At 61.7% G+C, this 24207-nt stretch carries 23 protein-coding genes and 1 tRNA gene; 8 read left to right on the forward strand and 16 right to left on the reverse strand.

The window, feature by feature from the left end; genetic code table 11:
• Window positions 1-10: 10 nt before the first annotated feature.
• Genes deoA through ACFWXH_RS24275 form a run of 6 tightly spaced genes read right to left on the reverse strand, consistent with a single transcriptional unit; the run spans window position 11 to window position 6176 of the window.
• Window positions 11-1330 carry a thymidine phosphorylase gene (deoA, locus tag ACFWXH_RS24250; protein ID WP_379123892.1) on the reverse strand — a complete coding sequence of 440 codons (1320 nt, stop codon included), beginning with the start codon at window positions 1328-1330 and terminating at the stop codon, window positions 11-13.
• Entirely contained in the window at window positions 1330-2139 is an 810-nt protein-coding gene (locus tag ACFWXH_RS24255) for a purine-nucleoside phosphorylase (RefSeq protein WP_379123893.1), read from the reverse strand. Before ACFWXH_RS24255 ends, deoA begins: the two co-directional genes overlap by 1 nt.
• Window positions 2136-2528, reverse strand: coding sequence for a cytidine deaminase (gene cdd, locus ACFWXH_RS24260; protein ID WP_379123894.1), 393 nt, complete (start codon window positions 2526-2528; stop codon window positions 2136-2138). Before cdd ends, ACFWXH_RS24255 begins: the two co-directional genes overlap by 4 nt.
• A gap of 3 nt (window positions 2529-2531) precedes the next feature.
• Window positions 2532-3503, reverse strand: a complete 972-nt coding sequence (locus ACFWXH_RS24265; protein WP_054312866.1) for an ABC transporter permease — start codon at window positions 3501-3503, stop codon at window positions 2532-2534.
• 1 nt (window position 3504) lies between these two features.
• Window positions 3505-4647 carry an ABC transporter permease gene (locus ACFWXH_RS24270; RefSeq protein ID WP_379123895.1) on the reverse strand — a complete coding sequence of 381 codons (1143 nt, stop codon included), beginning with the start codon at window positions 4645-4647 and terminating at the stop codon, window positions 3505-3507.
• Window positions 4644-6176, reverse strand: coding sequence for an ABC transporter ATP-binding protein (locus tag ACFWXH_RS24275; protein ID WP_054312868.1), 1533 nt, complete (start codon window positions 6174-6176; stop codon window positions 4644-4646). Before ACFWXH_RS24275 ends, ACFWXH_RS24270 begins: the two co-directional genes overlap by 4 nt.
• Window positions 6177-6428: 252 nt before the next feature.
• Between ACFWXH_RS24275 and ACFWXH_RS24280 the strand changes: the two genes are divergently transcribed.
• Both ACFWXH_RS24280 and ACFWXH_RS24285 read left to right on the forward strand, forming a co-directional pair.
• Window positions 6429-6632: a SlyX family protein gene (locus ACFWXH_RS24280; protein WP_200911783.1), complete on the forward strand. Its 204-nt coding sequence runs from the start codon at window positions 6429-6431 to the stop codon at window positions 6630-6632.
• 11 nt (window positions 6633-6643) lie between these two features.
• Complete coding sequence (locus ACFWXH_RS24285) at window positions 6644-7045, forward strand: hypothetical protein (RefSeq protein WP_379123896.1); 402 nt, start codon at window positions 6644-6646, stop codon at window positions 7043-7045.
• A 32-nt stretch (window positions 7046-7077) separates the two neighbouring features.
• Here ACFWXH_RS24285 and ACFWXH_RS24290 read toward each other — a convergent pair whose 3' ends face one another.
• The 4 genes from ACFWXH_RS24290 to ACFWXH_RS24305 form a co-directional block, all read right to left on the reverse strand.
• The gene (locus ACFWXH_RS24290) at window positions 7078-7533 is read right to left on the reverse strand and encodes a GNAT family N-acetyltransferase (protein ID WP_379123897.1); all 456 of its coding nucleotides are present in this window, start codon (window positions 7531-7533) and stop codon (window positions 7078-7080) included.
• 178 nt (window positions 7534-7711) lie between these two features.
• Complete coding sequence (locus ACFWXH_RS24295) at window positions 7712-8701, reverse strand: BMP family protein (protein WP_054312871.1); 990 nt, start codon at window positions 8699-8701, stop codon at window positions 7712-7714.
• Window positions 8702-8937: 236 nt separating this feature from the next.
• Window positions 8938-9606: a peptide-methionine (S)-S-oxide reductase MsrA gene (gene msrA, locus ACFWXH_RS24300; protein WP_379123898.1), complete on the reverse strand. Its 669-nt coding sequence runs from the start codon at window positions 9604-9606 to the stop codon at window positions 8938-8940.
• Window positions 9607-9655: 49 nt separating this feature from the next.
• Window positions 9656-9982 carry a hypothetical protein gene (locus tag ACFWXH_RS24305; RefSeq protein ID WP_379123899.1) on the reverse strand — a complete coding sequence of 109 codons (327 nt, stop codon included), beginning with the start codon at window positions 9980-9982 and terminating at the stop codon, window positions 9656-9658.
• 419 nt (window positions 9983-10401) lie between these two features.
• Here ACFWXH_RS24305 and ACFWXH_RS24310 point away from each other — a divergent pair.
• From ACFWXH_RS24310 to ACFWXH_RS24320, 3 genes are all read left to right on the forward strand, one after another.
• Window positions 10402-10491: transfer RNA gene (locus tag ACFWXH_RS24310), tRNA-Ser, on the forward strand.
• Window positions 10492-10865: 374 nt separating this feature from the next.
• Window positions 10866-12218: an 8-oxoguanine deaminase gene (locus ACFWXH_RS24315; protein WP_379123900.1), complete on the forward strand. Its 1353-nt coding sequence runs from the start codon at window positions 10866-10868 to the stop codon at window positions 12216-12218.
• Window positions 12219-12282: 64 nt separating this feature from the next.
• Window positions 12283-13623: a uracil-xanthine permease family protein gene (locus ACFWXH_RS24320; RefSeq protein ID WP_379123901.1), complete on the forward strand. Its 1341-nt coding sequence runs from the start codon at window positions 12283-12285 to the stop codon at window positions 13621-13623.
• 165 nt (window positions 13624-13788) lie between these two features.
• Here ACFWXH_RS24320 and ACFWXH_RS24325 read toward each other — a convergent pair whose 3' ends face one another.
• The 3 genes from ACFWXH_RS24325 to ACFWXH_RS24335 form a co-directional block, all read right to left on the reverse strand.
• Entirely contained in the window at window positions 13789-15132 is a 1344-nt protein-coding gene (locus ACFWXH_RS24325) for a purine-cytosine permease family protein (protein WP_379123902.1), read from the reverse strand.
• 83 nt (window positions 15133-15215) lie between these two features.
• The gene (locus ACFWXH_RS24330) at window positions 15216-17222 is read right to left on the reverse strand and encodes a hydantoinase B/oxoprolinase family protein (RefSeq protein ID WP_379123903.1); all 2007 of its coding nucleotides are present in this window, start codon (window positions 17220-17222) and stop codon (window positions 15216-15218) included.
• Between the two features lie 42 nt (window positions 17223-17264).
• On the reverse strand, window positions 17265-19325 hold the full coding sequence (locus ACFWXH_RS24335) for a hydantoinase/oxoprolinase family protein (protein ID WP_379123904.1): 2061 nt from the start codon (window positions 19323-19325) through the stop codon (window positions 17265-17267).
• A 196-nt stretch (window positions 19326-19521) separates the two neighbouring features.
• Between ACFWXH_RS24335 and ACFWXH_RS24340 the strand changes: the two genes are divergently transcribed.
• From ACFWXH_RS24340 to ACFWXH_RS24350, 3 genes are all read left to right on the forward strand, one after another.
• Complete coding sequence (locus ACFWXH_RS24340) at window positions 19522-19935, forward strand: hypothetical protein (protein ID WP_379123905.1); 414 nt, start codon at window positions 19522-19524, stop codon at window positions 19933-19935.
• Complete coding sequence (locus ACFWXH_RS24345) at window positions 19932-21092, forward strand: transporter substrate-binding domain-containing protein (protein ID WP_379123906.1); 1161 nt, start codon at window positions 19932-19934, stop codon at window positions 21090-21092. The genes ACFWXH_RS24340 and ACFWXH_RS24345 overlap by 4 nt, the downstream gene beginning before the upstream one ends.
• 80 nt (window positions 21093-21172) lie before the next feature.
• Window positions 21173-21808 (forward strand): ANTAR domain-containing response regulator, encoded by a 636-nt coding sequence (locus ACFWXH_RS24350; RefSeq protein ID WP_379123907.1) that lies wholly within the window; start codon window positions 21173-21175, stop codon window positions 21806-21808.
• Window positions 21809-21885: 77 nt separating this feature from the next.
• On the opposite strand, the gene ACFWXH_RS24355 is transcribed toward ACFWXH_RS24350, so the two are convergent.
• The 3 genes from ACFWXH_RS24355 to ACFWXH_RS24365 all read right to left on the reverse strand — a co-directional run bounded on the left by ACFWXH_RS24355 (window position 21886) and on the right by ACFWXH_RS24365 (window position 24082).
• Window positions 21886-22197: an Lrp/AsnC ligand binding domain-containing protein gene (locus ACFWXH_RS24355; RefSeq protein ID WP_379124403.1), complete on the reverse strand. Its 312-nt coding sequence runs from the start codon at window positions 22195-22197 to the stop codon at window positions 21886-21888.
• 147 nt (window positions 22198-22344) lie between these two features.
• Complete coding sequence (locus ACFWXH_RS24360) at window positions 22345-23124, reverse strand: aldolase (RefSeq protein WP_379123908.1); 780 nt, start codon at window positions 23122-23124, stop codon at window positions 22345-22347.
• A gap of 55 nt (window positions 23125-23179) precedes the next feature.
• Window positions 23180-24082 (reverse strand): dihydrodipicolinate synthase family protein, encoded by a 903-nt coding sequence (locus ACFWXH_RS24365; RefSeq protein WP_379123909.1) that lies wholly within the window; start codon window positions 24080-24082, stop codon window positions 23180-23182.
• Between the last annotated feature and the right edge of the window lie 125 nt (window positions 24083-24207).

Consider the following 24207-nt stretch of genomic DNA (forward strand, 5'->3'; position numbering starts at 1 on the left):
TGTCTTTGACCTATCCGCGCGGGGCAACGCGGCGCAGGATCGCCTTTTCCGTGGCCGGTTTGGTGCGACCAACCGCATAGGCGGCCGAAACAGCCACGGCAGCCTGCTCGGCCGCCGCCAGCGAGCGCGCATGTACAAGCGCGATTGCGTCACCCGGATGCACCTCCGCGCCGACCGGCAACAAGGCCGTAAGCCCGACTGCATGGTCCACCTTGTCTTCTGGCCGTGTCCGGCCGCCACCCAATGCCACGACGGCCAGTCCGATCTCGCGCGTCGCGATACCGGTGACAAATCCTACGCGATCCGCCTTCACTTCAAGTCGCACGGGCGCTTGCGGCAGGTATTTTGCGGCCTTCTCGACAAAATCCGCAGGACCACCGAGCGTCGAAACCATGCGGCCGAACACTGCTGCGGCTCGCCCACTCGACAACGCTTCCATGGCGCGCTGCAGTCCGTCCTGGTTGGAGGCAACGATGCCGGCCGATTGCAACATCTCGGCGGCAAGCGCCAACGTCACTGTCTCCAGGCGTTTGTCGCGACTGCGGCCGGTCAGGAAATCGACCGCATTCTGCACCTCCACCGCATTGCCGGCAGCCGAAGCGAGCGGCTCGTTCATGCCCGTGACCAGTGCGCTGGTCTTCAGGCCTGCGCCAGTCGCCACCTCGACCAGGCTGGTCGCAAGCGCCGTCGCATCGCGCGATTTTTCCATGAAGGCGCCGTTGCCGACCTTCACGTCCAGAACCAGTGACTGCAGCCCGGCAGCGAGTTTCTTCGAGAGGATCGAGGCCGTGATCAGCGGCACCGATTCCACGGTGGCCGTGACGTCTCGGATGGCATAGAGCCGCTTGTCGGCAGGTGCCAGGTCGCCGGTCTGGCCAATGATGGCCGCACCCGCTTCCAGCACGGCCTGTCGCAGCAAACCAAGATCGGGCTGGCTGACATAGCCGGGGATCGAATCCATCTTGTCCAGCGTGCCGCCGGTATGACCAAGGCCACGGCCGGAAATCATCGGCACATAGGCGCCGCAGGCCGCCACGATCGGCGCCAGCATCAGCGAGACGTTGTCGCCAACCCCGCCCGTGGAGTGCTTGTCGGTGACGGGACCGGGCAGATCCGACCAGTCGAGCACGTCGCCGGAATCGCGCATTGCCGTGGTCAACGCCACCGCTTCGTCGCGGTTCATGCCGTTGAAGAAGACAGCCATGGCAAAGGAAGCTGCCTGCCCTTCCGTAACGGCGCCGGAGGTAACCCCTGAAACGAAGGACGTGATCTCCTCGGCCGACAGTTTCAGCCCGTCACGTTTCCTGCGGATGATTTCCTGAGGCAGCATCAGGCGCCGTCCAGCAGTCCATCCTGGAACACCTTGTGCAGCACCTTGGCGAGCTTGGCACCGCCGATCGGCGCCATGTCCTTGGTCTCGGTGTGCGAAAGCTCGGCGCCCGTCATGCCGGCAGCCAGGTTGGTGATGACGGAACAGGCCGCCACATTCAACCCGAAGAAACGGGCCAGGATCACTTCCGGCACCGTCGACATGCCGACCGCCGTGGCGCCCATGATGCGCGCCATGCGGATTTCCGCCGGCGTCTCGAAGGACGGTCCGGAGAACCACATATAGACGCCCTGGTGCAGTTTGGTGCCGGTGATCTTCGCGGCCCGCTCGATCGCCGCACGCATGCCGGCATCATAGGCTTCGGTCAGCCCCACGAAGCGGCGATCGGTCGGCTCGCCGAACAGCGGATTGGAACCCGAGAAATTGATGTGGTCATTGATCAGCATCACCGATCCCGGCGGCATGTCGGGATCGACGGAGCCGGCGGCATTGGTGAGGATCAGCTTCGTTATGCCGATGCCGGCCAGTGTCTCGATCACCGGGCGCATCACGGCGGCATCGCCATGCTCGTAATAGTGGGAACGGCCGGCCAGCATCAGCACCGGCTGCCTGGCGAAATGACCAGCAACAACCGCGCCGGCATGGCCAGTCACACCACTCTTCGGGAAGCCCGGCAAGTCGGAGTAAGGAATGCGGACGGCATCCTCGACTTGGTCGACCAGCCCGCCAAGCCCCGAGCCCAGCACCAGCGCGACACTCGGCGCAAGGCCGTCCAGCCGTTCGACGAGACGATCGATCGCGTCTTTCATTTGAGGATATCGCCCCTGAAGCCATAGGGCAGCATATCGCCCATGGTAACGGTTTCGGCCACGCCCGTCTCATCGCAGAGATAGAGCTTGGTGTCCGGCCGTGTGAACTCCGCCAGCCGCTGGCGGCAGCCGCCGCAGGGCGAGCATTTCGCCATGCGTTCTGCGATGACGGCGATTTCCACGATCTTGCCGCCGCCACCCATGATGTAGTGCCCGAGTGCCGTCGTCTCCGCGCACCAGCCTTCCGGATAGGAGGCCACCTCGATGTTGGCGCCCGCGAAGATACGCCCGTCCTCGGTACGAAGCGCTGCGCCCACCGGAAACTTCGAATAGGGCGCGTAGGCCTTGGCCATGGCCGCCCTGGCGGCAAGGTAGAGGTCATGCGACATGGATCAGCGCTCTTTCACATAGGGCACGCCGCCGGCGCGCGGCGGGATCGCCTTGCCGATGAAGCCAGCCAGCAGGATCACGGTCAGGATGTAAGGCAGCGCCTGCATGAGTTGCACCGGCACCTTGCCGATGATCGGCAGCGGCGCGCCTTGCAGGCGGATCGCCAACGCGTCGAGGAAACCGAACAGCAGGCAGGCGAACATGGCGTTGACCGGCCGCCACTTCGCGAAGATCAGCGCGGCAAGCGCGATGTAGCCCTTGCCTGCCGTCATGTCCTTCACGAAACCGCCGCTCTGCACCATGGAAAGATAGGCGCCGGCGATTGCCGTGAGGACGCCGGTGCAGATCACGGCACGGTAGCGCAGCCACGCTACCGAAATACCGGCTGTATCGACCGCCGCCGGGTTCTCGCCGACGGCACGCAGCCTGAGCCCGAAGCGGGTGCGGAACAGCACCCACCAGGTGAACGGCACGGCAAGGAAGGCGACGTAGACCAGCAGCGAGTGGCCGGAGATCAATTCGGAGTAGATCGGCCCGATGATCGGCACCTCGCGTATCGCGTCGGCACCAGGAAGCGTGATCGCCTCGAACCGTTCGTTCGGCGCCAGCGCCGGCGTGCGGCCGCCCTGTTGGAACCAGGCCTGGCCAAGGATGATGGTGGAGCCGGCGGCGACGAAATTGATGGCGAGGCCGGAAACGATCTGATTGCCGCGATGCGTGATCGAGGCAAAGCCGTGCACCAGGGCGAGCGATACCGAGACCAGGATGGCGATGCCAAGCCCAATCCAGGCCGAATGGAAAACCGAGGCCGCCGCGGCACCGGCGAAGGCCGCAGCCAGCATCTTGCCTTCCAGGCCGATGTCGAAAATGCCCGACCGCTCCGAATAAAGACCGGCCAGGCAGGCCAGCAACAGCGGCACCGACAGGCGGATGGTGGAATCCAGCGTCTGGATGATGACGTCGAAGAAACTCATCTCAGGCCCCCTCGCCCTTCACGGCGGCCATGCCGACCGACTTCGGGCTGATCGAAGCGAACAGCGTCTGGATATAGGGCCGGAACATGTGCTCGAGCGCCCCCGCGAACAGGATCACGAGTCCCTGGATGATGACGATCATGTCACGGCTGATCGCCGGCATCTCGAAGGAGAGTTCGGCGCCGCCCTGATAGAGCATTCCGAAGAGGATCGAGGCGAGAATGATGCCGAGAGGGTGCGCGCGCCCCATCAGCGCGACCGCGATGCCGATGAAGCCGGCGCCACCGGCCAGATCGACATAGACGCTGTGCTGGTCTCCCATGATGGCATTGATCGACATCATGCCGGCGAGCGCTCCTGAAATCAGCATGGCGATGATGGTGACACGCACTTCCGAAATGCCGGCATAGCGCGCTGCCTTCTGGCTGAAGCCGAAGGTGCGGATCTCGTAGCCGAGCTTGGTGCGCCAGATCAGCAGCCAGACCAGATAGGCCATCACCAGCGCCAGCAGGAACGAGACGTTGAAGGGCGCGGAACGGATCCTGGCTGTCCCGAACAGCTCGATGATCCAGTTCAGCCGCGGCAGTTGCGCACCCGCCTCCAACATGCGCGTCTTGACCTCCTGCATCGCCTCCGGCTTCAGGATGTCGCGCAACACATAGATCATCAGGCTGGCCGCGATCATGTTGAACATGATGGTGGTGATGACGATGTGCGAGCCGCGCTTGGCCTGCAGATAGGCCGGGATGAATGCCCATGCCGCGCCGAACAGGGCAGCGCCGGCAATCGCGAAGGGGAATGTGACATACCAGGGCACCACCCTGTCGAGCGCCAGGCAGACCAGCCCCACACCGAGGCCCGCGACATAAGCCTGGCCTTCGCCGCCGATGTTGAACAGGCCAGCATGCATCGCAACCGCGACGGCAAGACCGGTGAAAATGAAATTCGTCGCGTAGAACAGCGTGTAGGCGATGCCTTGCCCGCGCCCGAAGGCTCCTTCCACCAGGATGGCAGCGGCGCGGAAGGGGTTTTCCCCCACCAGCAGCACGACAAGACCGGCGACGATGAAGGCGACAGCCAGATTGATGAGCGGGATCAGCCCATAGTCGGCCCAGGCCGGGAGCTTGGCATAGGGCGTGCTCATTCGGCTGCTTCCTTCTGCTCGACGCCGGCCATCAGCAGACCAAGCTCGCCCTCGCTGGCTTCAGGCCCACGCTCGCCAACGACGCGTCCGGCAAACATCACCAGGATGCGGTCGGACAGCGAACGGATCTCATCGAGTTCGACCGAAACCAGCAACACCGCCTTGCCCTGGTCGCGCATGGCGATCAGCCGCTTGTGGATGAATTCGATGGCGCCGACGTCGACACCACGCGTCGGCTGGCCGACGATCAAGACACCCGGATCCTGCTCGATTTCCCGCGCAAGAACGATCTTCTGCTGGTTGCCGCCTGAGAAATTGGCTGTCCTCAAGCGCGGATTGGCAGGGCGGATATCGTATTTCGCGATCTTGTCCTTGGCGTCAGCCATGATGGCATCGACGTCGAGCAACGGCCCTTTGAGGTAGCGCTTGTCGTTGTGGTAGCCGAGGATCGAGTTCTCGTTTTCCTCGAAGGCCAGGACCAGGCCGACATGATGCCGGTCCTCCGGCACATGCGCGAGCCCGCGCTGACGCAGCTCACCGGGGTCGGCGGCGCCGGTCAGGTCGATCGGCTTGCCGTCCAGCGTCACGCTGCCTGAGACCGCCTTGCGGATACCCGAGATCGCCTCGAGCAGCTCCGATTGGCCATTGCCTGCAACGCCGGCGATGCCGACAATCTCGCCGGCGCGCACGTCGAAGGAAACGTCGTCGACCATGGTGACGCCGCGCTGGTCCTTCACCACCAGATTCTTGACCGAAAGCTTGACCTCGCCAGCCCTGGCTTCGCCCTTCTCGACCCTCAAAAGCACGCGCCGGCCGACCATCAGCTCGGCCAGTTCCTCGACGGTCGTCTGCTTGGTTTCGCGCGTCGCCACCATCGTGCCCTGGCGCATGACGGAGACAGAATCGGTGATCGCCATGATCTCGCGCAGCTTGTGCGTGATGAGCACGATCGTCTTGCCCTGTTCCTTCAGTTGCCTGAGGATGCGGAACAGGTGATCGGCCTCCGCCGGTGTCAGCACACCGGTCGGTTCGTCCAGGATCAGGATTTCGGCGCCACGATAAAGCGCCTTGAGGATTTCGACGCGCTGCTGCAGACCGACCGGCAGTTCCTCGATGATGGCGTCGGGGTCCACTTCCAGCCCGTATTCGCGCTCGAGCCGCTCGAGTTCCGAACGCGCTTTCGCGATCGAGGATTTCAGCAGCGCGTCGCTTTCGGCGCCGAGGATGATGTTCTCGAGCACTGTGAAATTGTCGACCAGCATGAAATGCTGGTGGACCATGCCGATGCCAGTCGCGATGGCATCGTTGGACGACTTGATCGAGGTCGGCTTGCCGTTGACGCGGATCTCGCCGCTGTCAGCCTGGTAGAACCCGTAAAGGATCGACATCAGCGTCGACTTGCCTGCGCCATTCTCGCCGACGATACCGTGGATGGTGCCGCGCGTGATCTCGAGATTGATGTCGCGGTTGGCGCGCACCGCGCCAAAACTCTTGCTGATGCCGATCAGCTCGATTGCGGCTTCCGCCATGCGATCGCTCCCACAGGTTTTTTATCGTTTGGTCAAAATGCCTAACACGGCGCCCGTTCCCTGCCAATTGGCCGGCCATGGCATCCACTCTCGACAAATCCCGGCATGCTTGTCAATTTCGAACACACGAGGCATGCGCTATTGGCAGGCGGTGTTGTGCAACTCAAGTCTCAAAGCATGCAGCGCAGATGCAAAAGTGTTGGGGCGTCCTTGCGGCTCCAGATGGATGCGCGGCGCTCTAAGGAAATTGACATGTCCGAAGAACGATTGACGACGCTGGAAATCCACATCGCCGAGCAGGACAAGACCATCGAGGAATTGTCCGGTCAGGTCGGCGAACAGTGGAAGACAATCGAACGCTTGCAGAAGAAGCTCGACGCGCTGACCAGCCGCTTTCTGGCGCTGGAGGAGCAGACCGCGCCGGACGTCCCGGTGACCAAACCGCCGCATTGGTGAAAGGCGAAGCGATGACTGGGGAAAGCGACCGCATCGCGCGCGCCAGCGACTACGTGCTCGGACTGATGAACGAGCGCGACCGCGAGCGGGCGGAACGCGACCTTGAGATCGACCCCGCCTTCCGCAATGCCGTGATGCAACTGGCCGAACGCATGCATCTGTTCGACCGCACCACCACGCAGGAGGCTGGCCGGCCCTGGCAGGAGGTTGTCGCCCGCATAGCCGAGCTGCCGCAAATGCCGCCTCGGGGACAGGAAACATCAAGGACCGACCGACGTATCATCGATGGGCCGCGTGCCCCTGCCGGCATCGGCCTGCATGCCTTGCCTGGCCGACTGGCCATTGCAGTGGCTGCCGGATTGATCGTCGCCTTCGCGTTTGGCTATCTCGTCGGTCGTATGGGCATAGGCTGAAGCAGACAGCCAGGATCAGAAGGCATTCTCGACTAAAGTTTCCGTTTCATCAGAACCAGCGCTTCGCCTTCGATGTCCATTCGTTCGACGACGACCCAGCCGAGCTTGGCGTAGAGCGCCTCGGCGCTGTCGGTATAGAGATAGAGCTCATCGCTGCCGACCGACCGCGCATGTTTCTCGACAGCCTCGACCAGCGCGCTGCCGAGCCCACGCCCACGATAGGCTTCCGCGACGACCAATCCGGCGAGCCAGGGCGAAACGTGGTGCAGCTGTTCGATCTCCTCGCGTACGAACAGGCATGAGCCTGCCAGCGTGTCATCGATCTCGGCGACAAAACCGACCTCGAAGCCGTCGCTGTCAATCAGCTTCGCCAGCCCGGCCATATCCGCTTCCTGCGGGAATTTGCCGTCGCCGAAGAAGGTGATGTGTCGCAGCTCCGCGAGCGGCGTCAGGTCGGAATGCCGCATCTTGCGGAGGATCGGGGACATGGCGGTTCTCGTCGAGTCGGCTGCGGCAGGTCTTTGAAACTGCCGTGGACACCTGCCCGCATCGAACCGACACGGCAAGGTTCACGCCAGCCAGGCGGGTGGACCACTGAGAAGGGTGGCCAAAAAAGAACCGCCGGACTTTCGCCCGGCGGTTCTTCATCCCTGATTCAGCAGTCGATCAATAAGGGCACTTGTTATCGCTGGAATAGTCGTGCACTTCGATCTTGCCGGCGATGATCTCTTCCTTGGCCTTGTCGGCGGCCGCCTTCATATCGGCGGTGATGAGATCCTTGTTGTTGTCGTCCAGGGCGTAATCCACGCCGCCTTCCTTGAGGCCGAGATTGTTGATGCCGCCGGTGAACTTGCCGTCCTTGGCATCCATGAACGCGCTATAGACAGCGACGTCGACGCGCTTCAGCATCGAGGTCAGCACCTTGCCGGGCTGCAAGCCGTTCTGGTTGGAATCAACGCCGATACCGAGCTTGCCGGCATCCGCCGCAGCCTGGAGCACGCCGACGCCGGTACCACCGGCTGCCGCGTAGATCACGTCGGCGCCCTGGTCCATCTGGGTCTTGGCGATTTCACCACCCTTGGCCGGATCGTTCCAGGCCGCCGGCGTGTCGCCGGTCATGTTGTAGATGACGTCGGTCGCACCGTTTGCCTTGGCGCCGCCCACATAACCGCAGCCGAACTTGCGGATCAGCGGAATGTCCATGCCGCCGATGAAGCCGACCTTCTTGCTCTTGGAGGCCATCGCGCCCAGCAGGCCGACGATGTAGGAGCCTTCCTGTTCCTTGAACTTCAGCGAGCGCACGTTCGGCAGGTCGACCTGATCGTCGATGATGGCGAATTTCAGTTCCGGATATTCCTTGGCCACCTTGGTCAGGGAATCGACCCAGGAGAACCCGGCCATGACGATCGGGCTGCGGCCGTCTTCGGCGAAGCGACGCAACGCCTGCTCGCGCTGCGAGGCATTCGACACCTCGAATTCGACATAGGAGACGCCGCTCTCCTTCTTGAACTTCTCGGCGCCATTGTAGGCGGCTTCGTTGAAGGACTTGTCGAACTTGCCACCGAGATCATAGAGCAACGCAGGCTTGATATCTTCAGCCATGACCGGGAAGGCCAGCGCGGTTGCGGCCAGAAGGCCGAGAACGATACGTTTCATAGGATCCACACCCCTGAGGTTTATTTTTCCAGTCTGCCGCAGGTCGGGGTTCCGGCCCGGCTTGCGACGTCCGGCAGGAGCTGTTCCCTCCCGCTCAAGCTTTATCTTGCACGGCTAGGAACAAAACTCACGTGGAATTTTGACCCTTTGGAAAAACCATGGCGCCGATGCGGCGCCATGGAAAATCGTTTCTGAATAGGACGCTAACGGCGGCTGGTGCCACCCGCCGCCCGGTATCAGGCCGTGGCGGCGGCGGTGGGAATGGCGCAGCTCACGCCGGTGCCCTTGAGCCCGCAATAGCCGTAAGGATTCTTCGCCAGATACTGCTGGTGATCTTCCTCGGCGAAGTAGAATTCGGGCGCCGGTGCTATCTCGGTCGTGATCTTGTCGCGGCCGGCTGCGCGCAACGAGGCCTGATAGGCATCGCGCGAGGCGACCGCGTCCTGCTGCTGGGCATCCGAGAAGGTGTAGATGGCGGACCGATAGGTGGTGCCGACATCATTGCCCTGGCGCATGCCTTGCGTGGGATCATGCGCCTCCCAGAATATCTTCAGCAGCTCTGCATAGGAAACGACCTTCGGATCGAACACGACCAGCACGACCTCGGCATGTCCGGTGAGCCCGGTGCAGGTTTCCTGATAGGTCGGATTGGGCGTGATGCCGCCAGCATAGCCGACTGCCGTCACCCACACGCCTTCGATTTGCCAGAACAGCCGTTCCGCGCCCCAGAAGCAGCCAAGTCCGAACAACGCCGTTTCCAGCCCTTCCGGATAGGGTCCCTTCAGCGGTCGTTTTGAGACGTAGTGTTTCGAGGCGGTCGGGATCGGCCGGTCACGGCCGGGCAACGCCTCTTCTGGTTTCGGCAGATTGATCTTCTTGTTCAACATATCACTGAGGAAAAACATGAATGTCTCCCTGTTCATCGATTTCTAATTCGCCGCAGACGCCGGAATGTTACGCATTGGCCGCGAAATGCCCCGCGCGTCGCTGCCTGCGGTGGCCGATCGCGAAGAGCAGGAAGGCCAGCACGGCGAACAGCACGAAGCCCGGCAGATCGAGCGCCTTGTCGATCACCGAATCCCAGGCCACGGCACCTGCCTTCTCGCGCACGAACGCTTCCGTCCTGGCCAAAGTATCGGGCGAAACCGCGCTCCAGCTTACCTTGAGCGGTGTCATCACCAGATGCGAAGCGGCAACCGTGCGGGTGGTGTCGAGCACGGCCATGATAACCGCAACGGCCAACGCCACCATGGCGGCAAGTCTGAACAGGAAACGGAACATGCAGACCTTTCCAGCGTCTGTTTGCCTACAGATATGGCGTGATGCGGCGCCAGGCAATCGGACGCGGGCGATAAACCTTTTCCACACTTGGTCATCGTCGCTTTCTGGATATCCCGCGGACAGACAGCACAGACATTCGGAAGGCAGCCGAGTGGCTTCGCGACCTGAGAGAACCACACACCTTTCGTCACCGTCGCAAGAAAGCGCGCAGATGCACCGGGATTACCATCGATATGACTTGGCATTCGCCGCTGGATCGACTAGATGAGCCCCGCGCCCGAAGCTTTGACGGCTCAGGGCGCTGGAAAAGAACCAGCCATCGGTCACGGCAGTTCGATGCGGATTAGAAATCCGCTTTCCGAAAGGGATGCGCTCCCTCGAGACCGGCGCGGCGAAACCGGCCGCGACAGCGCGAGGACGGAGAGGTGGCCGAGTGGTTGAAGGCGCACGCCTGGAAAGTGTGTATACGGGGAACCGTATCGCGGGTTCGAATCCCGCTCTCTCCGCCAGATTCCTGAAAAAGTTTTGTTTTCAAAAAGCTCGCTGTGTTCACACAGGATCGAAACGCATCTCTTTCTGTCGCATGGTTGCCGGTCTCTGCGACGGCTGGACGCCTCTGTTCCCTTCAGGAAAATTATTTGACAGATGGGCAAATATGCGATTGCATCGCCCTTGCCTGATGATGCGATAGCGCGAGCATCGCCAGGCAGGGGACCGACGGTTTCCCAAGCCGGTTTCCCGACCAGCACTGATCAGAGCATGCCCGCTCAACCTAGCAGTCGATGACGATCCGGAACTCGCAATTCCAGGGACAGGGCTCATGGCGGACGAAGCTGTAACGCAGCTTCGTCGAGTTGAATGAGAACCGACCTGGAGAAATTGCATGTCCGTAGACCTGCTCGTGCGCGATGCACATGTTTATGTCGATCGCGGCTGGGAAATCGCCCATGGCTGGGTGGCCATCAAAGACAAGAGGGTTCACTCGGTGGGCAAAGCGGGCGAGGAGCCCACTGCCCTGAAGGCCATCTCGGCGCACGGTCGTCTGGTAACACCCGGGCTCATCAACGCCCACCACCACATGTACCAGAACCTGACGCGCTCCTATGCGCCGGTCACCAACGGCTCGCTGTTCGAATGGCTTACCGGGCTCTATCCGTTATGGGCAGGGCTCACCGAGGAGTCGGTCTACCTCTCCACTTACATCGCCATGACCGAACTTCTGATGGGCGGCTGCACGACATCGATGGACCATATGTACGTCCATCCCAAGCCCAGGCTGATCGACGCCCAGTTTCGGGCCGCCGCCGATATCGGCTTTCGTTTCTACGCAACGCGTGGCTCGATGACCCGTTCGGTCGAGAATGGTGGCCTGCCGCCGGCCTCCGTCGTGCAGCGCGAGGATGACATCCTCGACGACAGTATCCGCCTCGTCGAGACGTTCCACGATGCTTCGCCCGGTTCGATGAGACGCCTAGCGCTGGCGCCATGCTCGCTGTTTTCGGTCACCGAACGCATCATGTCGGAATCGGCGCGGCTGGCCGACAAATACGACCTCAGGCTCCACACCCACCTCGCCGAGGATCCGGAGGAGGACACATATTGCGCCGAGGTCTACGGCTGCACGCCGACCGAGTATTTCGAGCGTGTCGGCTGGGCGAGCAGGCGCTCCTGGGTCGCGCATTTCATCTACCCGAGCGACGATGAGATCGGCCGTCTTGCCCACGCCGGCGTCTGTGCCACTCAGTGTCCATGCTCGAACATGCTGATCGGTGGCGGCTCCGCCGACGTCATGGGCCTTCGTGCCCGCGGCATGCGGGTCGGCCTTGGCTGCGACGGCTCGGCCTCGACCGATCACGCCTCGATGTGGCTGGAAGCGCGAACCGCGCTGCTGCTCGGCCGCTACCGCAACGGACCGAATTCCATGTCGGCGCGCGACGCGCTTGATGTTGCCACGCGCGGCGGAGCCGCCTGCCTTGGTTGGGACGACGAGATCGGCCATTTGCGCCCGGGCGCCTGCGCGGACCTGGTCATCTGGAGCATGTCGGACGTTGCCCTTGCCGGCGCCCATACGGACCCAGTCGAAGCGTGGCTTCGCTGTGGCCCGGCAACGGCCGGCACGACAATCGTCAACGGCAAGGTCCTGGTCGAGGAGGGACGGCCGGTCATGACCGAGCTTGGCGACGTGCTGCGCGAGCACGCCAGGCACTCGCGTCGCATGCAGTGCGTGGAGGCCTGAAGACCGACACGACCGCGAACGCCGCCGCGGCGGCTCATACTTCTGGGAGGAGGTAGTTCAAACCATGACTGGATATGCAGATGCCCATTCGGACGCAACCGAACACGGGCTGGTCGACGACACTGTCGGGGATATAGAGGAGGTCATCCCCGCCAAGCGCCGCATCGCGTTGGGGTTTCAGCAGGCGCTCGTTTCGAACGCGTGGCTCGATCCCATCTTCATCGCTTCTGTAGCGGGTTTCTCCGCCACGCTGGCGACCAACCTGGTGACGGCGACCTTCCTGGCGGCCGGTGTCGTCACCGTCGTGCAAAGCACCAAGCTGGTGCGCCTGCCGGTGGTGCAGGGTCCGTCGTCAGCGTTCTCGCCCCTGGCGATTGGCTATTACAAGGCTGGCACGATCTCTGCCGCCAGCCTTGGCCTGATCATCGGCGCAGCCTTTGTGTTCGTGCTGTCCGTGCTCGGCCAGTTCGCCCGGTTGCGCCGTCTGCTTTCACCGGCGGTTTCGGGCACCATCATCACCCTTGTCGGGATCGCGCTGGCAGGCTTCACCTTCATGGAGTTTTTCGGCGGCGTCGGCTCGCCGAACTTTGCCACCGGGTCGAGCCTGCTGCTTGCCTGCGTCACCACGACGGTCGTGATGGCCAGCGCCGCACTTGGAGGCACCTGCCGCATGTTCGGCTTCCTGATCGCATTGATCATCGGCGACATACTGGCGCTGGGCCTGAGCCTGCTCGATTTCTCCGGCGTCAGCGCGGCACCTTGGATCGCATTTCCGAAATTGCTGCCCTACGGCTCCCTGACCTTCGATCCGGCGATCACGATCACAATGTGCATCGTTTTCGTCGTTGCTGTCGTGGAAGCCATGGGCATGTATGAGGCGACCGCCAAGCTCACCGGCGCCGAACTGACCGACCGGCGTGTCAATGCGGGCATTGCCGGCGAGGCCGGCGGCTCGATGCTTGCCGCGCTGATCGGCGGCTTCGGCACCACGGCCTATGCGCAGAATCTCGGTGTCATCCGGCTGACCGGCGTCGCCAGCCGTCATGTCGTGCGTGTCGCCGGCATCGTCTTCATCGTGCTCGCCTTCCTGCCCAAGGTCGCAGCGGTGCTGGTGGCGACACCCGCGGCCGTCGTCGGCGGGCTGTTCCTGCCGGCTGCGGCCACCGTCGTCATGACCGGGATCCAGATGGCCAGCCAGGATCGCGGCTCACCGGTCAAGAACATGGTGGCACCGTTCGGGCTGATGGCTGGCCTCGGCATTCCGGCACTGTCAGGTGCGCTGTCTCCAGGGCTGCCGCAAATCCTCGGCGAGATGCTCAGCCATTCCATCGTCGTCGGCGCGGTGACGGTGATGCTGGCCGAGTTGGTCCTGGTCAGACTTCCAGACTTCATGCGGTCTCGGTGAAGGCACTCGTGCGCGAGATCGATCGAACCGGATGCCGGCTGAAGCCGGCATCCGGGAGCGTCGCTAAAGCAATTCCAGGAAAAGTGCGTAGCGGTTTTCCGTCCGGAATTGCGTGAAAACAAAGAGTTAGAGCGTTTCCGCGTTTCCGTTAAAAACGAAAACGCTCTAGCGCTGATAAGCGGTCTTGGCGACCAACGTCCGTGTCGACAGCGCCCAAAACAGAAGGAAGCTGCTGGTAACCGTTGCCGGGGCTGATAGCAGTTCCAGGTGTGGAACGGCGAGCAGCACGATGCCAATGGCAACGGCCCCGAACCAGGCGACCATGCCTGGAGTGTAGTAGGACGGGAAATCGTCGTCGGCTCGCGCCCCCTCCTCGCCGGTGCCGTCATGATGCCCGCACAGGATGTATGCGAGCGCGACACCGACCCAGGCGACCACAAAGATGCCCTGATATGCCAGCGCCAGGAGCAGATACTGGAAGATGTTGGCGAGCATCACGACATAGACGATGACGCCGACGATGATGGCCCAGATATATTTCGGCATGTCGAGCTTGAACACCAGGCGGAAGAATGCCTGCATGTTGACCGTCGACAGGTAGAAGTTGGTGGTGTTGATACGGGTTTGGCTGATCCAGACAAAGAGCAGGCCAAGTGCACCCATCATGACGACGAGGGCCTTGACGACGGAGACTTCGGTCGTCGCGCCTTCGAGCGGGATGGTCTGCACGAGGAAGATACCGACCAGGCCGTTGACGAAGTAGGTCAGCGTGTAGAACGGCAGGCCGAAATTGAAGACCGCGTGATAGTTCTCGTCTTCCTTCTTGCCGAAGCGTGCGAAATCGAAGGTGCACATCATCATCCACCAGACGCCCATGAAGGCGATGAAGACGTTGATCCAGCCATAGGGCGGAGCGCCGCCCTCCGGCGTCATGGTCAGCCAGGCGTTGCTGTAGCCGTAGTGGGAAATGGCGTAGATCACCGTGCCCATCAGCCCGAGCAGATAAAGCGGCAGCAGATATCCGTTGAACTTGTCGAGCCAGTGCTGGACGCTGCCGAGGATCAGCGGCACGCTGTAGATACAGACGATCAGGGCTGCCACTGCGAAGGTCAGTCCTTCGAAATAATAGGTCGCCGCAGTGGCGATCACCGACCCTTCGAAGACGGCGTAGTAGATGCTGCTGACAGCGTAGATGAAGGTCGCGATCGCCGATCCATAACGCCCGAACAGCATTCTCGAGAACAACGAGACCGACAGTCCCGACCGGATGGCATAGCGGGTGATCACGGCGTTGATCGCCGAATACGAAATGACCGTCAGGATCAGGCCGATGATCGTGTTGGCCGTGCCGTAGATCTCGGCCAACGTCGCCGAGATGATGAGAAAGAACATGGCGCTGCAGATCGCCCAGAACGCCATGGTCAGATTAAGCTTGGGCATACGGCCACTGGGCGGGACAGGTTTTTGCGAATAGTCCAATTCGCCGGCGACATCGATACTTCCAGACATAGCTCTCCTCCAGATTTCTTTTTCTTAGGTTTGGCTGTCTGAGACGACAGCAGGCCCGCTTGCGAGCCTGCTGCCTGGTTGCGTCAGGCGACTTTCAGGGTTGCCCGTTCAGTTTGTCCCGCCGTCCAATAGGGAACGGTGCGGCGCTTGAGCATTTCTCGGAATTCCGCGGTGGTTTCAGGAAGCAGTTCGCCCGAACCCCAGTCGACGATGACGCCGTACTGCCGGATCAGGTCGAACATATCGAGCTCGCGGGTCCGATAGCGCGCCGCGACCTTCTCGGCGTCCTCGTTCAACCATTCTCTGCGATGCGAAGCGATCCTGGCGCGTTCGGCGAGAGTCGCCTGCTCGTCGAGCTTGTATTCGCTCAGATCCGCATCGACTTCGTGGACGACGACACCGTAGTCTTTCCTGGCGCGGGCGACGGAGACGTAGCCTTCGATCACGTCGTTCAGCACCGCCTCGACATCGCGCTTGAGTGGGTCTCCAAGGCCACCGCCGCCAGCCGAGGGGCGCTGGACGGTGTCTCCCTGCTGCAGCGGCACGCCCGAGAAGAGAGAACCGAGATAGCGCTCCCCAGGCTGGCCCTGGTTGATCCACACACCGTGGGGGATGGACGGCAAGCCACCCCACAGGCCCCAGGTGATCGAACGTTCGCGGTCGCAGCAATACGACACCACGGTGCGCTCGCAGGCATAGAGCGTGCCGCCCTTCTGCACGCCGAGGCCGCCACGGAACTCGCCGGGCCCGCCGGAATCGACCATCAGCTCATGGCAGGTGGTCAGCACCGGCGACAGCCGCTCCTGGCCCTCGAAGGGTTGGGTTCCGAGCTGCACACCGAATACCGGGCCGGTGGCGGCCCAGCCGTCGCGGTCGTTGCGTGCACCCCAGCCGCCGACCATCCAGTCGTACCACATGAAGTACGGCTTGCCTTCGTGACGCGTGTCGCGGCCGCCGATCAGCAGGTAGTCGAGATTGAAGGTACAGGCCATCGCCCGCTCCGGCAGAACCTCGGCCCAGAGCTCAAACACCGCATTCATGATCTTCTCGAACGGACCGGAGGCGAAACCGGCAACCGGCGTCGGCCACTCGGCGTTGACGACCGATCCAAGCGGTCCGGCATCGACCGTGACGACGCGGTAGAAGCCGGAATTCATCGGGATGTCAGGCGACTGCATCTTGGTGCCGGCAACCACCGCGGCGAATGCCCCGCCGTAGCAGCAGTTCAGGAAGGAGCCGACGGTCTTGGGATGGGAGCCGGTCAAATCGTAGTGGACGCGCTCGCCGTCGATGGTCATCTTGACCTTGATCGGCACCAGCCCTTCGCCCTCGTCGGGATCGACGTCGATGTAGTCGACAGTCTCCCAGATGCCGTCAGGCAGCTCCGAGATGCGCTGGCGCGTCATGTCCTCGACGTAGTCCTGGACCTCGTTGAAGGACTTCTTGATCGTGTCGACGCCGTACTTGTCGCACAGGCGCTGAATCTCCCGCTCGGCAAGACGGCAGGCTTCGGACTGTGCCTGCAGGTCGCCGATGATGTCGTTCGGCGCCCGGGTGTTGTGGGCGATCAGCTCGGCCACGTCGGAGAGGTAGACACCCTTGCTGTAGACGCGAACGGGGGTGATGCGGAGGCCCTCGGCCATATGGTCGAGCGCATTGACGTTGAAAGAGCCAGGAACGGCGCCGCCGACATCCGCCCAGTGGCCGTTGGCCTGAGCAAAGCCGAGCAATTCACCCTTGTAGAACATGGGGGCGAACAGGCGGGTGTCGTTGAAATGCGTGCCGCCCTGGTAGACGTCGTTGATGACGAAGACGTCGCCGGGATGGACGTCGTCGCCGAACTTCTTGATCACTGCCTTGGCGGTGAGATGAAGCGTGCCGACATGCGCGGCGATGTCGCCGCTGCCTTGCATGATCGTGTCGCCCTTCGGGTCGCACAAGGCGGAGGAAAAGTCCCGGGAGTAGATGACGAAGGAGTAGCAGGTGCGCAGGATTTGCTCGGCCATCTGGTCGACGATGTTGACATAGGCGTTCTTCAGAACCTCGAACGTGACCGGATCGAGCGTGCGGCGATCTTTTTTCAGTGCCATTTCAGGTCTCCAATTCACAGTGTTGGGGATGTGCGCTGATTTTCAGGAAAGCTGGGGGACGTGCATCTTGATGATCAGATATTCGTCCACCTCGGCCTTGATCCCGGGCGGAACGACGATGGTGGAGTCGAGCTGGTCGATGATCGCAGGCCCCTCGACCACCGCACCCGCATGCAGCGTGGAGCGATCGTAGATCGGGGTCTTGATGCGCTGGGGCGCCTCGTCGAAACGCACCATCCGCTCGCCGACCGGCGCCGGCAACGGAGCCTCGCGAAGCTCGTGCTTGGCCAGTTCCGCCTTGCGGTTGAGGCCGGTGGCCTTGACCTGGATGCGGCACACCTCGACCGGTGCATCCGGCCTCGAATAATTGTGCTCGCGGCCGTGCTCCTCGTGGAACTGCCTGACGGCTTCGTCGAGGTTGGCGATGTCGGCGCTGACCGGAATCGACATCGACCGCCACTGGCCGAGATAGCGCATGTCGATGTAACGCTGGAACAGCATGCGATCGGGCGAGATATCCTCGCTCAGCAGGCGGTCATGGCCGTCCTCCTCAAGGAGGCGGAAGGCGTTGTTGAGTTCGGACATGTCGATGTCGCTGACCGTGTCGGTGTACATCTGGGTGATATCGTGGGTGATGTCGACGAGCAGGCACCCCATCGCGGACGTGACACCCGGGTTCGGTGGGATCAGGACGACGGGGATATAGAGGTCCCTGGCCAGCGCCACGCCGTGCAAGGCGCCTGCCCCGCCGAACGCGACGAGAGCGAAATCACGCGGATCATAACCCTTGCGTAGGGAGACCAGGCGCACGGCATCCGCCATGTTTGCGTTGGCGACCTTGAGGATCGACAGCGCCGCCTGTTCGGTGTCCATGCCGAACGGTTCGGCGATGACGCGGTTGATGGCGCCCTCGGCAAGCTTGGTGTCGAGTTCGACCCTGCCACCCGCCAGCTTGGTGCCCAGCCGCCCGAGGAAGACATTGGCATCGCAGTTGGTCGGCTCCGTGCCGCCCTGGTTGTAGCAAACGGGTCCCGGGGTCGAGCCTGCCGATTGCGGGCCGTTGCGCAGGGCACCGGCCGTATCGCGCCAGGCCAGTGAACCGCCGCCGGCGCCGATGGTCAGGACTTCGATGCTCGGGAAGCGGATCGGATAGCCGTATTCCACATGCCAGTCGTTTGTGACGTGGAGGTGGCCATCGGAGCACAGGCTGATGTCGGTGCTGGTGCCGCCCATGTCGAGGCTGATGGAGTTCTTGTAGCCGGCGAGCTCGGAAATGAAACGGCTGGCAATGGCACCGGCGGCGATACCGGACGCAGCCAGGCGGGCGGCAAATTTCGTCGCGCCCTTGGCCGTCATCACGCCGCCGCCGGAATGGAGCAGCAGCACCTCGCCGCTATAGCCGCCATCCTGCATGCGGCTTTCGAGCTCCGCGCCATACTGTCCCGCGACCGGGCCCAGAACGGTATTGGCCACGGTGGTGTTGAAGCGCTCATGTTCGAAAATCTCCGGCATGATGTCGCTGGACAATGAGATCGAAATGCCGGGCAGCTCTTCCAGCAGGATGTCACGCATGCGCTGCTCGTTGTCAGGATTGACGAACGAATTGACGAAGCAGATGGCGACGTTGCTGACGTTGCGCTTCTTGATGACGCGAGCGAGTTCGCGCGCCTCGGCCTCATTGACGCCTTCGATGATCTTGCCCGAGTAGTCGACGCGCTCGGTGACGACCAACCGGTCGCGGCGCGGCAGATAAGGCGGCGCCATTTCCTTGTAGGTGTCCCAAAGATCGTCGCGGGTGCCGCGGCGGATTTCGATGACGTCGCGAAAGCCCTTGGTCGTGATCATGATGGCCGGTGGGAAACGACGGGTGATCAGCGCGTTCGTCGCAAGCGTGGTGCCATGCGAGAACAGGATGATGTCGCGCAGCGCCACGCCGCCCGCGTCGATACCCTTGAGAACGCCATCGATCGGATCCGGCGTCGTCGGCGTCTTGGCGACATGTATCTTGCCGGAATCCTCGTTCAGGATGCACACGTCGGTAAACGTGCCGCCGACATCGCAGGCCACACGCACCGCTGTGCTGAAGGTTTCGACCTTGTTCACTTCCAGTTCCTCCTCGTGCTGATGTTGTTCTGGTCTTGCAGAAGCGGAGATTTTTTCGGCAAAGCTCCGCACACCCGGGATTCGGCAGGAATCCCAACGGTTCTTGTTGGTGAGCAACGCGCGTTGCTCGTGGCGGCAATGGGTATCGTCAGCGTCGTTGCTGCCTGCGCAGCCGCAGTGTCGGCGGACGCAGTGCATGGTCTTGAACGCAAAAAGGCTCCGGCGGAACGATCCGCGGGAGCCTTTTTGCTCTGGTCTCGGCCAGCATCGTCGCAGGCCTGATATCGACAACCATCCGGGATTTCCATTTTTCTGTCAACTGGCAATTCACCCGACCTATTCGAAGGGCGGCAGGATCGATGTTGATGGCCTTGGACAGCCTGTGCATGGGGAAGCTCAAATCGCATCGGATCGAAATGATCTCGATTGCTTCGCCGGCATTGGCTTCAAATCGACCGCCGGCACGTTGACTGGCAGCAAAGCTTCAGGCAAAACTTACGTAAGGGCAGCGATGCCCTCAAGCAAAGGCGCTTGCAGCGGTTTCTCCCGCGCGAGGCGCTTTTTTTGTGTCGAGTTCGCGGATGAACAATCTGACGGAGTTGGCAATTGACTGAGACAAGAACCCAGGAGCCGATCAAGGTCGGCGTGTTGTTCTCCGAGACCGGGGTCACATCCGTGACGGAGCGCAGCATGCTGAACGCGACGCTGTTTGCCATCCACGAGGTGAACGAGGCCGGTGGCATCAATGGGCGCGAACTCGTCGCAATCCGCTACAACCCAGGCTCCGATGCCCCTGCCTACAACCGGCTCGCAAACAGGCTGCTGGTCGATGACGGTGTCCGGATCATTTTCGGCTGTTACATGTCCAGCACCCGCAAGGCCGTGCTGAAGGCAGTCGAGCACCGCAACGGACTGCTTTGCTACCCTGCCCAGTATGAAGGCTTCGAATACTCGCGCAACGCCATCTATTGCGGCGCCGCCCCGAACCAGAACAGCGTTCAGCTGGGCGAGCACCTGCTGAAGCATATCGGCAAGCGCTTCTACATGGTCGGCTCGGATTACATATGGCCGCGCGAGTCGGACCGCATCATGAATGAAATGGTGCTGAAGCATGGCGGCGAAGTGGTCGGCAGAGGCTATCTGAAACTCGACGCCGAGCGGCAGGCCTTCAAGCCGTTGATCGCCGAGATCAAGCGCAAGAAACCGGACCTGATCTTCTGCAACTTCGTCGGCGAGAGTATTATCCACTTCTACCAGGCGTTCGCGGAAGCTGGTCTCGATGCGAAGTCGATGCCGATTGCGAGCCTGACGACCAGCGAATCCGACATCCAGGCGATGGGCGCCGACGTTGGTGCCGGACACATCACCTCGGCTTCCTATTTCCAATCGGTGGGCGGATTGCAGAACGAACGCTGCGTCGAGCGCTACAAGAAAAGGTTTGGCAGTGATGCCGTGACCAACATGTGCTGGGAAGCGGCCTATTTCCAGGTCCATGTCGTGGCCAATGCGCTGCGCAAATCCAACACGGACGATGTCGAAGCGCTGCGGCCGGCAATTCTCGGGTCCGAATTCGATGCCCCGCAGGGACGCATCCGGATCGATCCCGACAACGCGCATAGCTATGTGTGGCCGCGGGTGGCGCGGGCAGGCCAGGATGGCCAGTTCGAGATCCTGTCGAAGTCCGCTACCGCAATTCGGCCCGACCCCTACCTGGCCAGCTATAACCCCGAAGAATGGGGAGAACGATTGGCATTGCACTTGACTTGATCCTGCGCCGAGGGGGCGCAAGGACGAGCAACGGAAGACCATTGCCGCGATGAGGAACGATGGTATCACGTAGCCCACACGTGGCGTCACATGCCGGATCCGCGCCGATCCAGATCAAGGATATCCGATCGCTTCGCGTCTTGTTGCTTCAGCCCAAGAGCAGCGAAGGCGAGGAGCTGTGGCAGCACCTCAACAGGATCGGCTGCCAGGTGCAGACAAACTGGCCTCCGCCTGCTGAAATTCCGGCCAATATCGATGTGGTGTTCGCCTTCATTCGCCCATTGGTCGAAGGTGAGATCGCCTGGAACTGGAACGCGGACGATCCGCCGGCGGTGCTCATTGCCATTGTCGACTACGAAAACCCGATCATCGTGGAAAAGGTGTTGCGCCTGAAGGCCCAGGCCGTAATCGGCCTGCCGCTACGGACCTTTGGCATCCTCGCCAACATACTGCTTAGCGTCAACAACCACCGACGCGAAGCGCGGCTACGCACCAGGGTCGATCGGCTCTCCGCAAAACTCAAGGCGCAGCGCGATATCGACAAGGCCAAGGAAATCCTCATGGCCACCAACAAGGTCTCGGAACAGGTCGCCTATGAGACTTTGCGTGAGCAGGCTATGAACAAGCGCACTACGATCGAAGCGATCGCCGCGGCCATCATCAATGCCAGCGACCTGTTGAATCTCCCATTGCGTCAAGCTGTCGATGTCGCTTGATGCTGGCTGTCTCTTTTTGAGCCCTCAATCGCAGATGCATTGATGGCTGGCACGGGCCCGGTTCAGGCGAGGTCGCATCAAAAACCCTTGACGCTCCTGAGCGAGAGGGTCGACCTAATTCGCTTCATTTGCGGAAGCCTCGTAATCACTTCCCGATGTATTCTCGTGAAATCTTCAAAAGACTTCGACACAACAATCAGCATGTAATGGGCGGCCCCGGATATCGCGTAGCACTGCCTGATTTCCGCATGCGAATTCACAGCATATTCAAACCGGGCAACACTGGGCTCCGTGAGATCCCACAGCGTCACCTCCACAAAGGTTGCTGCGACGTCCACTTGGCTTTCAGCTGGTTGGGGAAAGCGGTGTTTCGCTCGACGTTGTGCCATGCGCAGCAACTGGTTTTGATAGCGAACAAATCTACGCGGCCGGATTCGCCGATGCGATCGGCATGACAAGCGCCTGGTCCGTGACCCGCCACACCGTGGCCGCGCCGATCATTGCCGCGTCTGCGGCAATGATCGATCCGCAAAAGACTATGCGGAAATCGGCGCCGGCGTCCCGCGCGTCTGGCGACACCAATATTCGAATGTCGCATTCACGATCGAGGGCTTCAGCAGGTAGTCATGCGCCTCGCGAGCGAGGGTGTCGTCTACCTGGGTAAGTTCCCCAAAAGTGCGCGCCCTCGCCTGCATTCGTGCAGCACGCTCAAGATAGACCGAGAGATACGTTGCTTCCTCGACCGACTTGCCTGCGGTCAGATAGCCATGATGTGCCAGGATGATGGCGCGCTTGTTGCCCAAGGCCTTCGAGATGATCACGCCCTCCTCATCGGCAATGGGAACACCCGGCCAATCGGCCAGAAAGGCGCAGTCGTCGTGCAAAGGCGTCATATCCATCTGTGAAATCACAAGCGGCTGCCGCGCCGCCGCCAGCGCCGAGGCCCATGGCGAGTGCGTGTGTATGATCGAATTGACATCCGGCCTGGCCTCATACACCCAAAGGTGAAACCGGGTCGCGGGATTGGGCATGCCCTCTCCAGTCAAAGTGTTGAGGTCGCCGTCGACTTCTATGAAATCCTCCGGCGTTGCCTCATCGAAGCCGAGCCCAAATCGTAGCGTCCAATATGCATTGGGTCGCTCGGAACGGGCTGTCAGTTGTCCGGCAAGGCCTGCCTCTTGTTCCGTCAAGGCGAGTATCCGGGCCGAATAGGCAAGGGTTTCCTGCAAAGTACGCTTGCTGCTCCGGAGATGCTGCTTCATCTCCCGGGTCGCACGATTGTCGAAGTATTTCTTATCCCTGAGTTGAGTGGCCACGTCGGATACTCCCGAGCTAGTTGTTTCCATTTCAAAGAGGACGTTCGGGCAGCCGCTACCGTGTGAAGTCTTCGGGCAGTTGTGCCAGCACCGAATGGAGGCGCTTTTTGACGTCAGCCGAAAGTCCCTGCACGGGTTTTGGAAGAGATGTGTGATTCAGATCCAGATGCTCAGCTATTGCGTAGACGGTACGGACGCTCGAAAACTCTCTGAACAATTCCCACAACGGCGCGAGCACGGCGCCGAGCCGCCGCGCTTCGTTAAAATCGCCACTTTGCGCAGCCGCAGTCAGGCGCAGGCAAATCTCGGGAAGGATGCCACCGAGAACGCTGTGCCAGACATCTGCGCCGGCAACCATGGCATCCGTAGTGCTCCAGTCACCGCTGTATCCAAGAGAGAAACTCTGGGGGACGAACTTGCGCAGGGAAGCAAGGTGATCGGCGACCTCAGACGACGGCATGGCCGGGCTTTTCAGCGCCACAACACCATCCACTTCGGCAAGGCGATGGAGAAGCCCATCGGTGAATCGAAAATGAGACGTCCCCGGATTGTCATAGATGCAGATTGGAAGGCGGCTTTCCCGTGCAACGGTAGCGAAGTGATCAAAGACCTCGTCTTCGGTCAGCGGCTGGTACGAGACCGCCGCAAGCAGCCCGGCCGCGGCACCCGTCGCTTTCGCATCCTGCGCCAGTTTCACCACTTGATCGGTGCGAAGAGACCCGATGCCGACAAGGATCGGGATCTGGGGGCCCACCTCATCGCGAGCCGCCTCAACGGCGCGCCGCCGCTCCTCTCGGGTGAGATATGGGTAGCTGCCCGTGCTTCCCAAGAGCCCTATCGCGTCGACTTTGGCGTCACGAAGTCGCCCCACGAGATACCGCAACGCAGAAGTATCCACCTTTCCGGACTCATCGCTTGGCGTGATTGGATAGGCTGCGAGGCCCCTTGGCAGTGTCATTTCAGCAGTTTCCCTGTTCGTGGTGACAAACTTGACTTCAGGTCACCGCAATAGGCCGTCGGTTGCGGCCGCTTGCGGTTCTGAACATAGCTCTCGTCCATCGAGACCATTGACTTGTTTCCGGC

Source organism: Mesorhizobium sp. NPDC059054 (assembly GCF_042739215.1).
Classification (GTDB): domain Bacteria; phylum Pseudomonadota; class Alphaproteobacteria; order Rhizobiales; family Rhizobiaceae; genus Mesorhizobium.

Excerpts from the sequence above, each read along its gene's own strand:
- ACFWXH_RS24315 (WP_379123900.1), top strand. The coding sequence starts at position 10,866 with ATGTCCGTAGACCTGCTCGTGCGCGATGCACATGTTTATGTCGATCGC.
- ACFWXH_RS24270 (WP_379123895.1), bottom strand. The coding sequence starts at position 4,647 with ATGAGCACGCCCTATGCCAAGCTCCCGGCCTGGGCCGACTATGGGCTG.
- ACFWXH_RS24320 (WP_379123901.1), top strand. The coding sequence starts at position 12,283 with ATGACTGGATATGCAGATGCCCATTCGGACGCAACCGAACACGGGCTG.
- ACFWXH_RS24265 (WP_054312866.1), bottom strand. The coding sequence starts at position 3,503 with ATGAGTTTCTTCGACGTCATCATCCAGACGCTGGATTCCACCATCCGC.
- ACFWXH_RS24330 (WP_379123903.1), bottom strand. The coding sequence starts at position 17,222 with ATGGCACTGAAAAAAGATCGCCGCACGCTCGATCCGGTCACGTTCGAG.
- ACFWXH_RS24280 (WP_200911783.1), top strand. The coding sequence starts at position 6,429 with ATGTCCGAAGAACGATTGACGACGCTGGAAATCCACATCGCCGAGCAG.
- ACFWXH_RS24295 (WP_054312871.1), bottom strand. The coding sequence starts at position 8,701 with ATGAAACGTATCGTTCTCGGCCTTCTGGCCGCAACCGCGCTGGCCTTC.
- ACFWXH_RS24255 (WP_379123893.1), bottom strand. The coding sequence starts at position 2,139 with ATGAAAGACGCGATCGATCGTCTCGTCGAACGGCTGGACGGCCTTGCG.
- ACFWXH_RS24355 (WP_379124403.1), bottom strand. The coding sequence starts at position 22,197 with ATGGCACAACGTCGAGCGAAACACCGCTTTCCCCAACCAGCTGAAAGC.
- ACFWXH_RS24340 (WP_379123905.1), top strand. The coding sequence starts at position 19,522 with ATGGTCTTGAACGCAAAAAGGCTCCGGCGGAACGATCCGCGGGAGCCT.
- cdd (WP_379123894.1), bottom strand. The coding sequence starts at position 2,528 with ATGTCGCATGACCTCTACCTTGCCGCCAGGGCGGCCATGGCCAAGGCC.
- ACFWXH_RS24365 (WP_379123909.1), bottom strand. The coding sequence starts at position 24,082 with ATGACACTGCCAAGGGGCCTCGCAGCCTATCCAATCACGCCAAGCGAT.
- ACFWXH_RS24290 (WP_379123897.1), bottom strand. The coding sequence starts at position 7,533 with ATGTCCCCGATCCTCCGCAAGATGCGGCATTCCGACCTGACGCCGCTC.
- deoA (WP_379123892.1), bottom strand. The coding sequence starts at position 1,330 with ATGCTGCCTCAGGAAATCATCCGCAGGAAACGTGACGGGCTGAAACTG.
- ACFWXH_RS24325 (WP_379123902.1), bottom strand. The coding sequence starts at position 15,132 with ATGTCTGGAAGTATCGATGTCGCCGGCGAATTGGACTATTCGCAAAAA.
- ACFWXH_RS24285 (WP_379123896.1), top strand. The coding sequence starts at position 6,644 with ATGACTGGGGAAAGCGACCGCATCGCGCGCGCCAGCGACTACGTGCTC.
- ACFWXH_RS24275 (WP_054312868.1), bottom strand. The coding sequence starts at position 6,176 with ATGGCGGAAGCCGCAATCGAGCTGATCGGCATCAGCAAGAGTTTTGGC.
- msrA (WP_379123898.1), bottom strand. The coding sequence starts at position 9,606 with ATGTTTTTCCTCAGTGATATGTTGAACAAGAAGATCAATCTGCCGAAA.
- ACFWXH_RS24305 (WP_379123899.1), bottom strand. The coding sequence starts at position 9,982 with ATGTTCCGTTTCCTGTTCAGACTTGCCGCCATGGTGGCGTTGGCCGTT.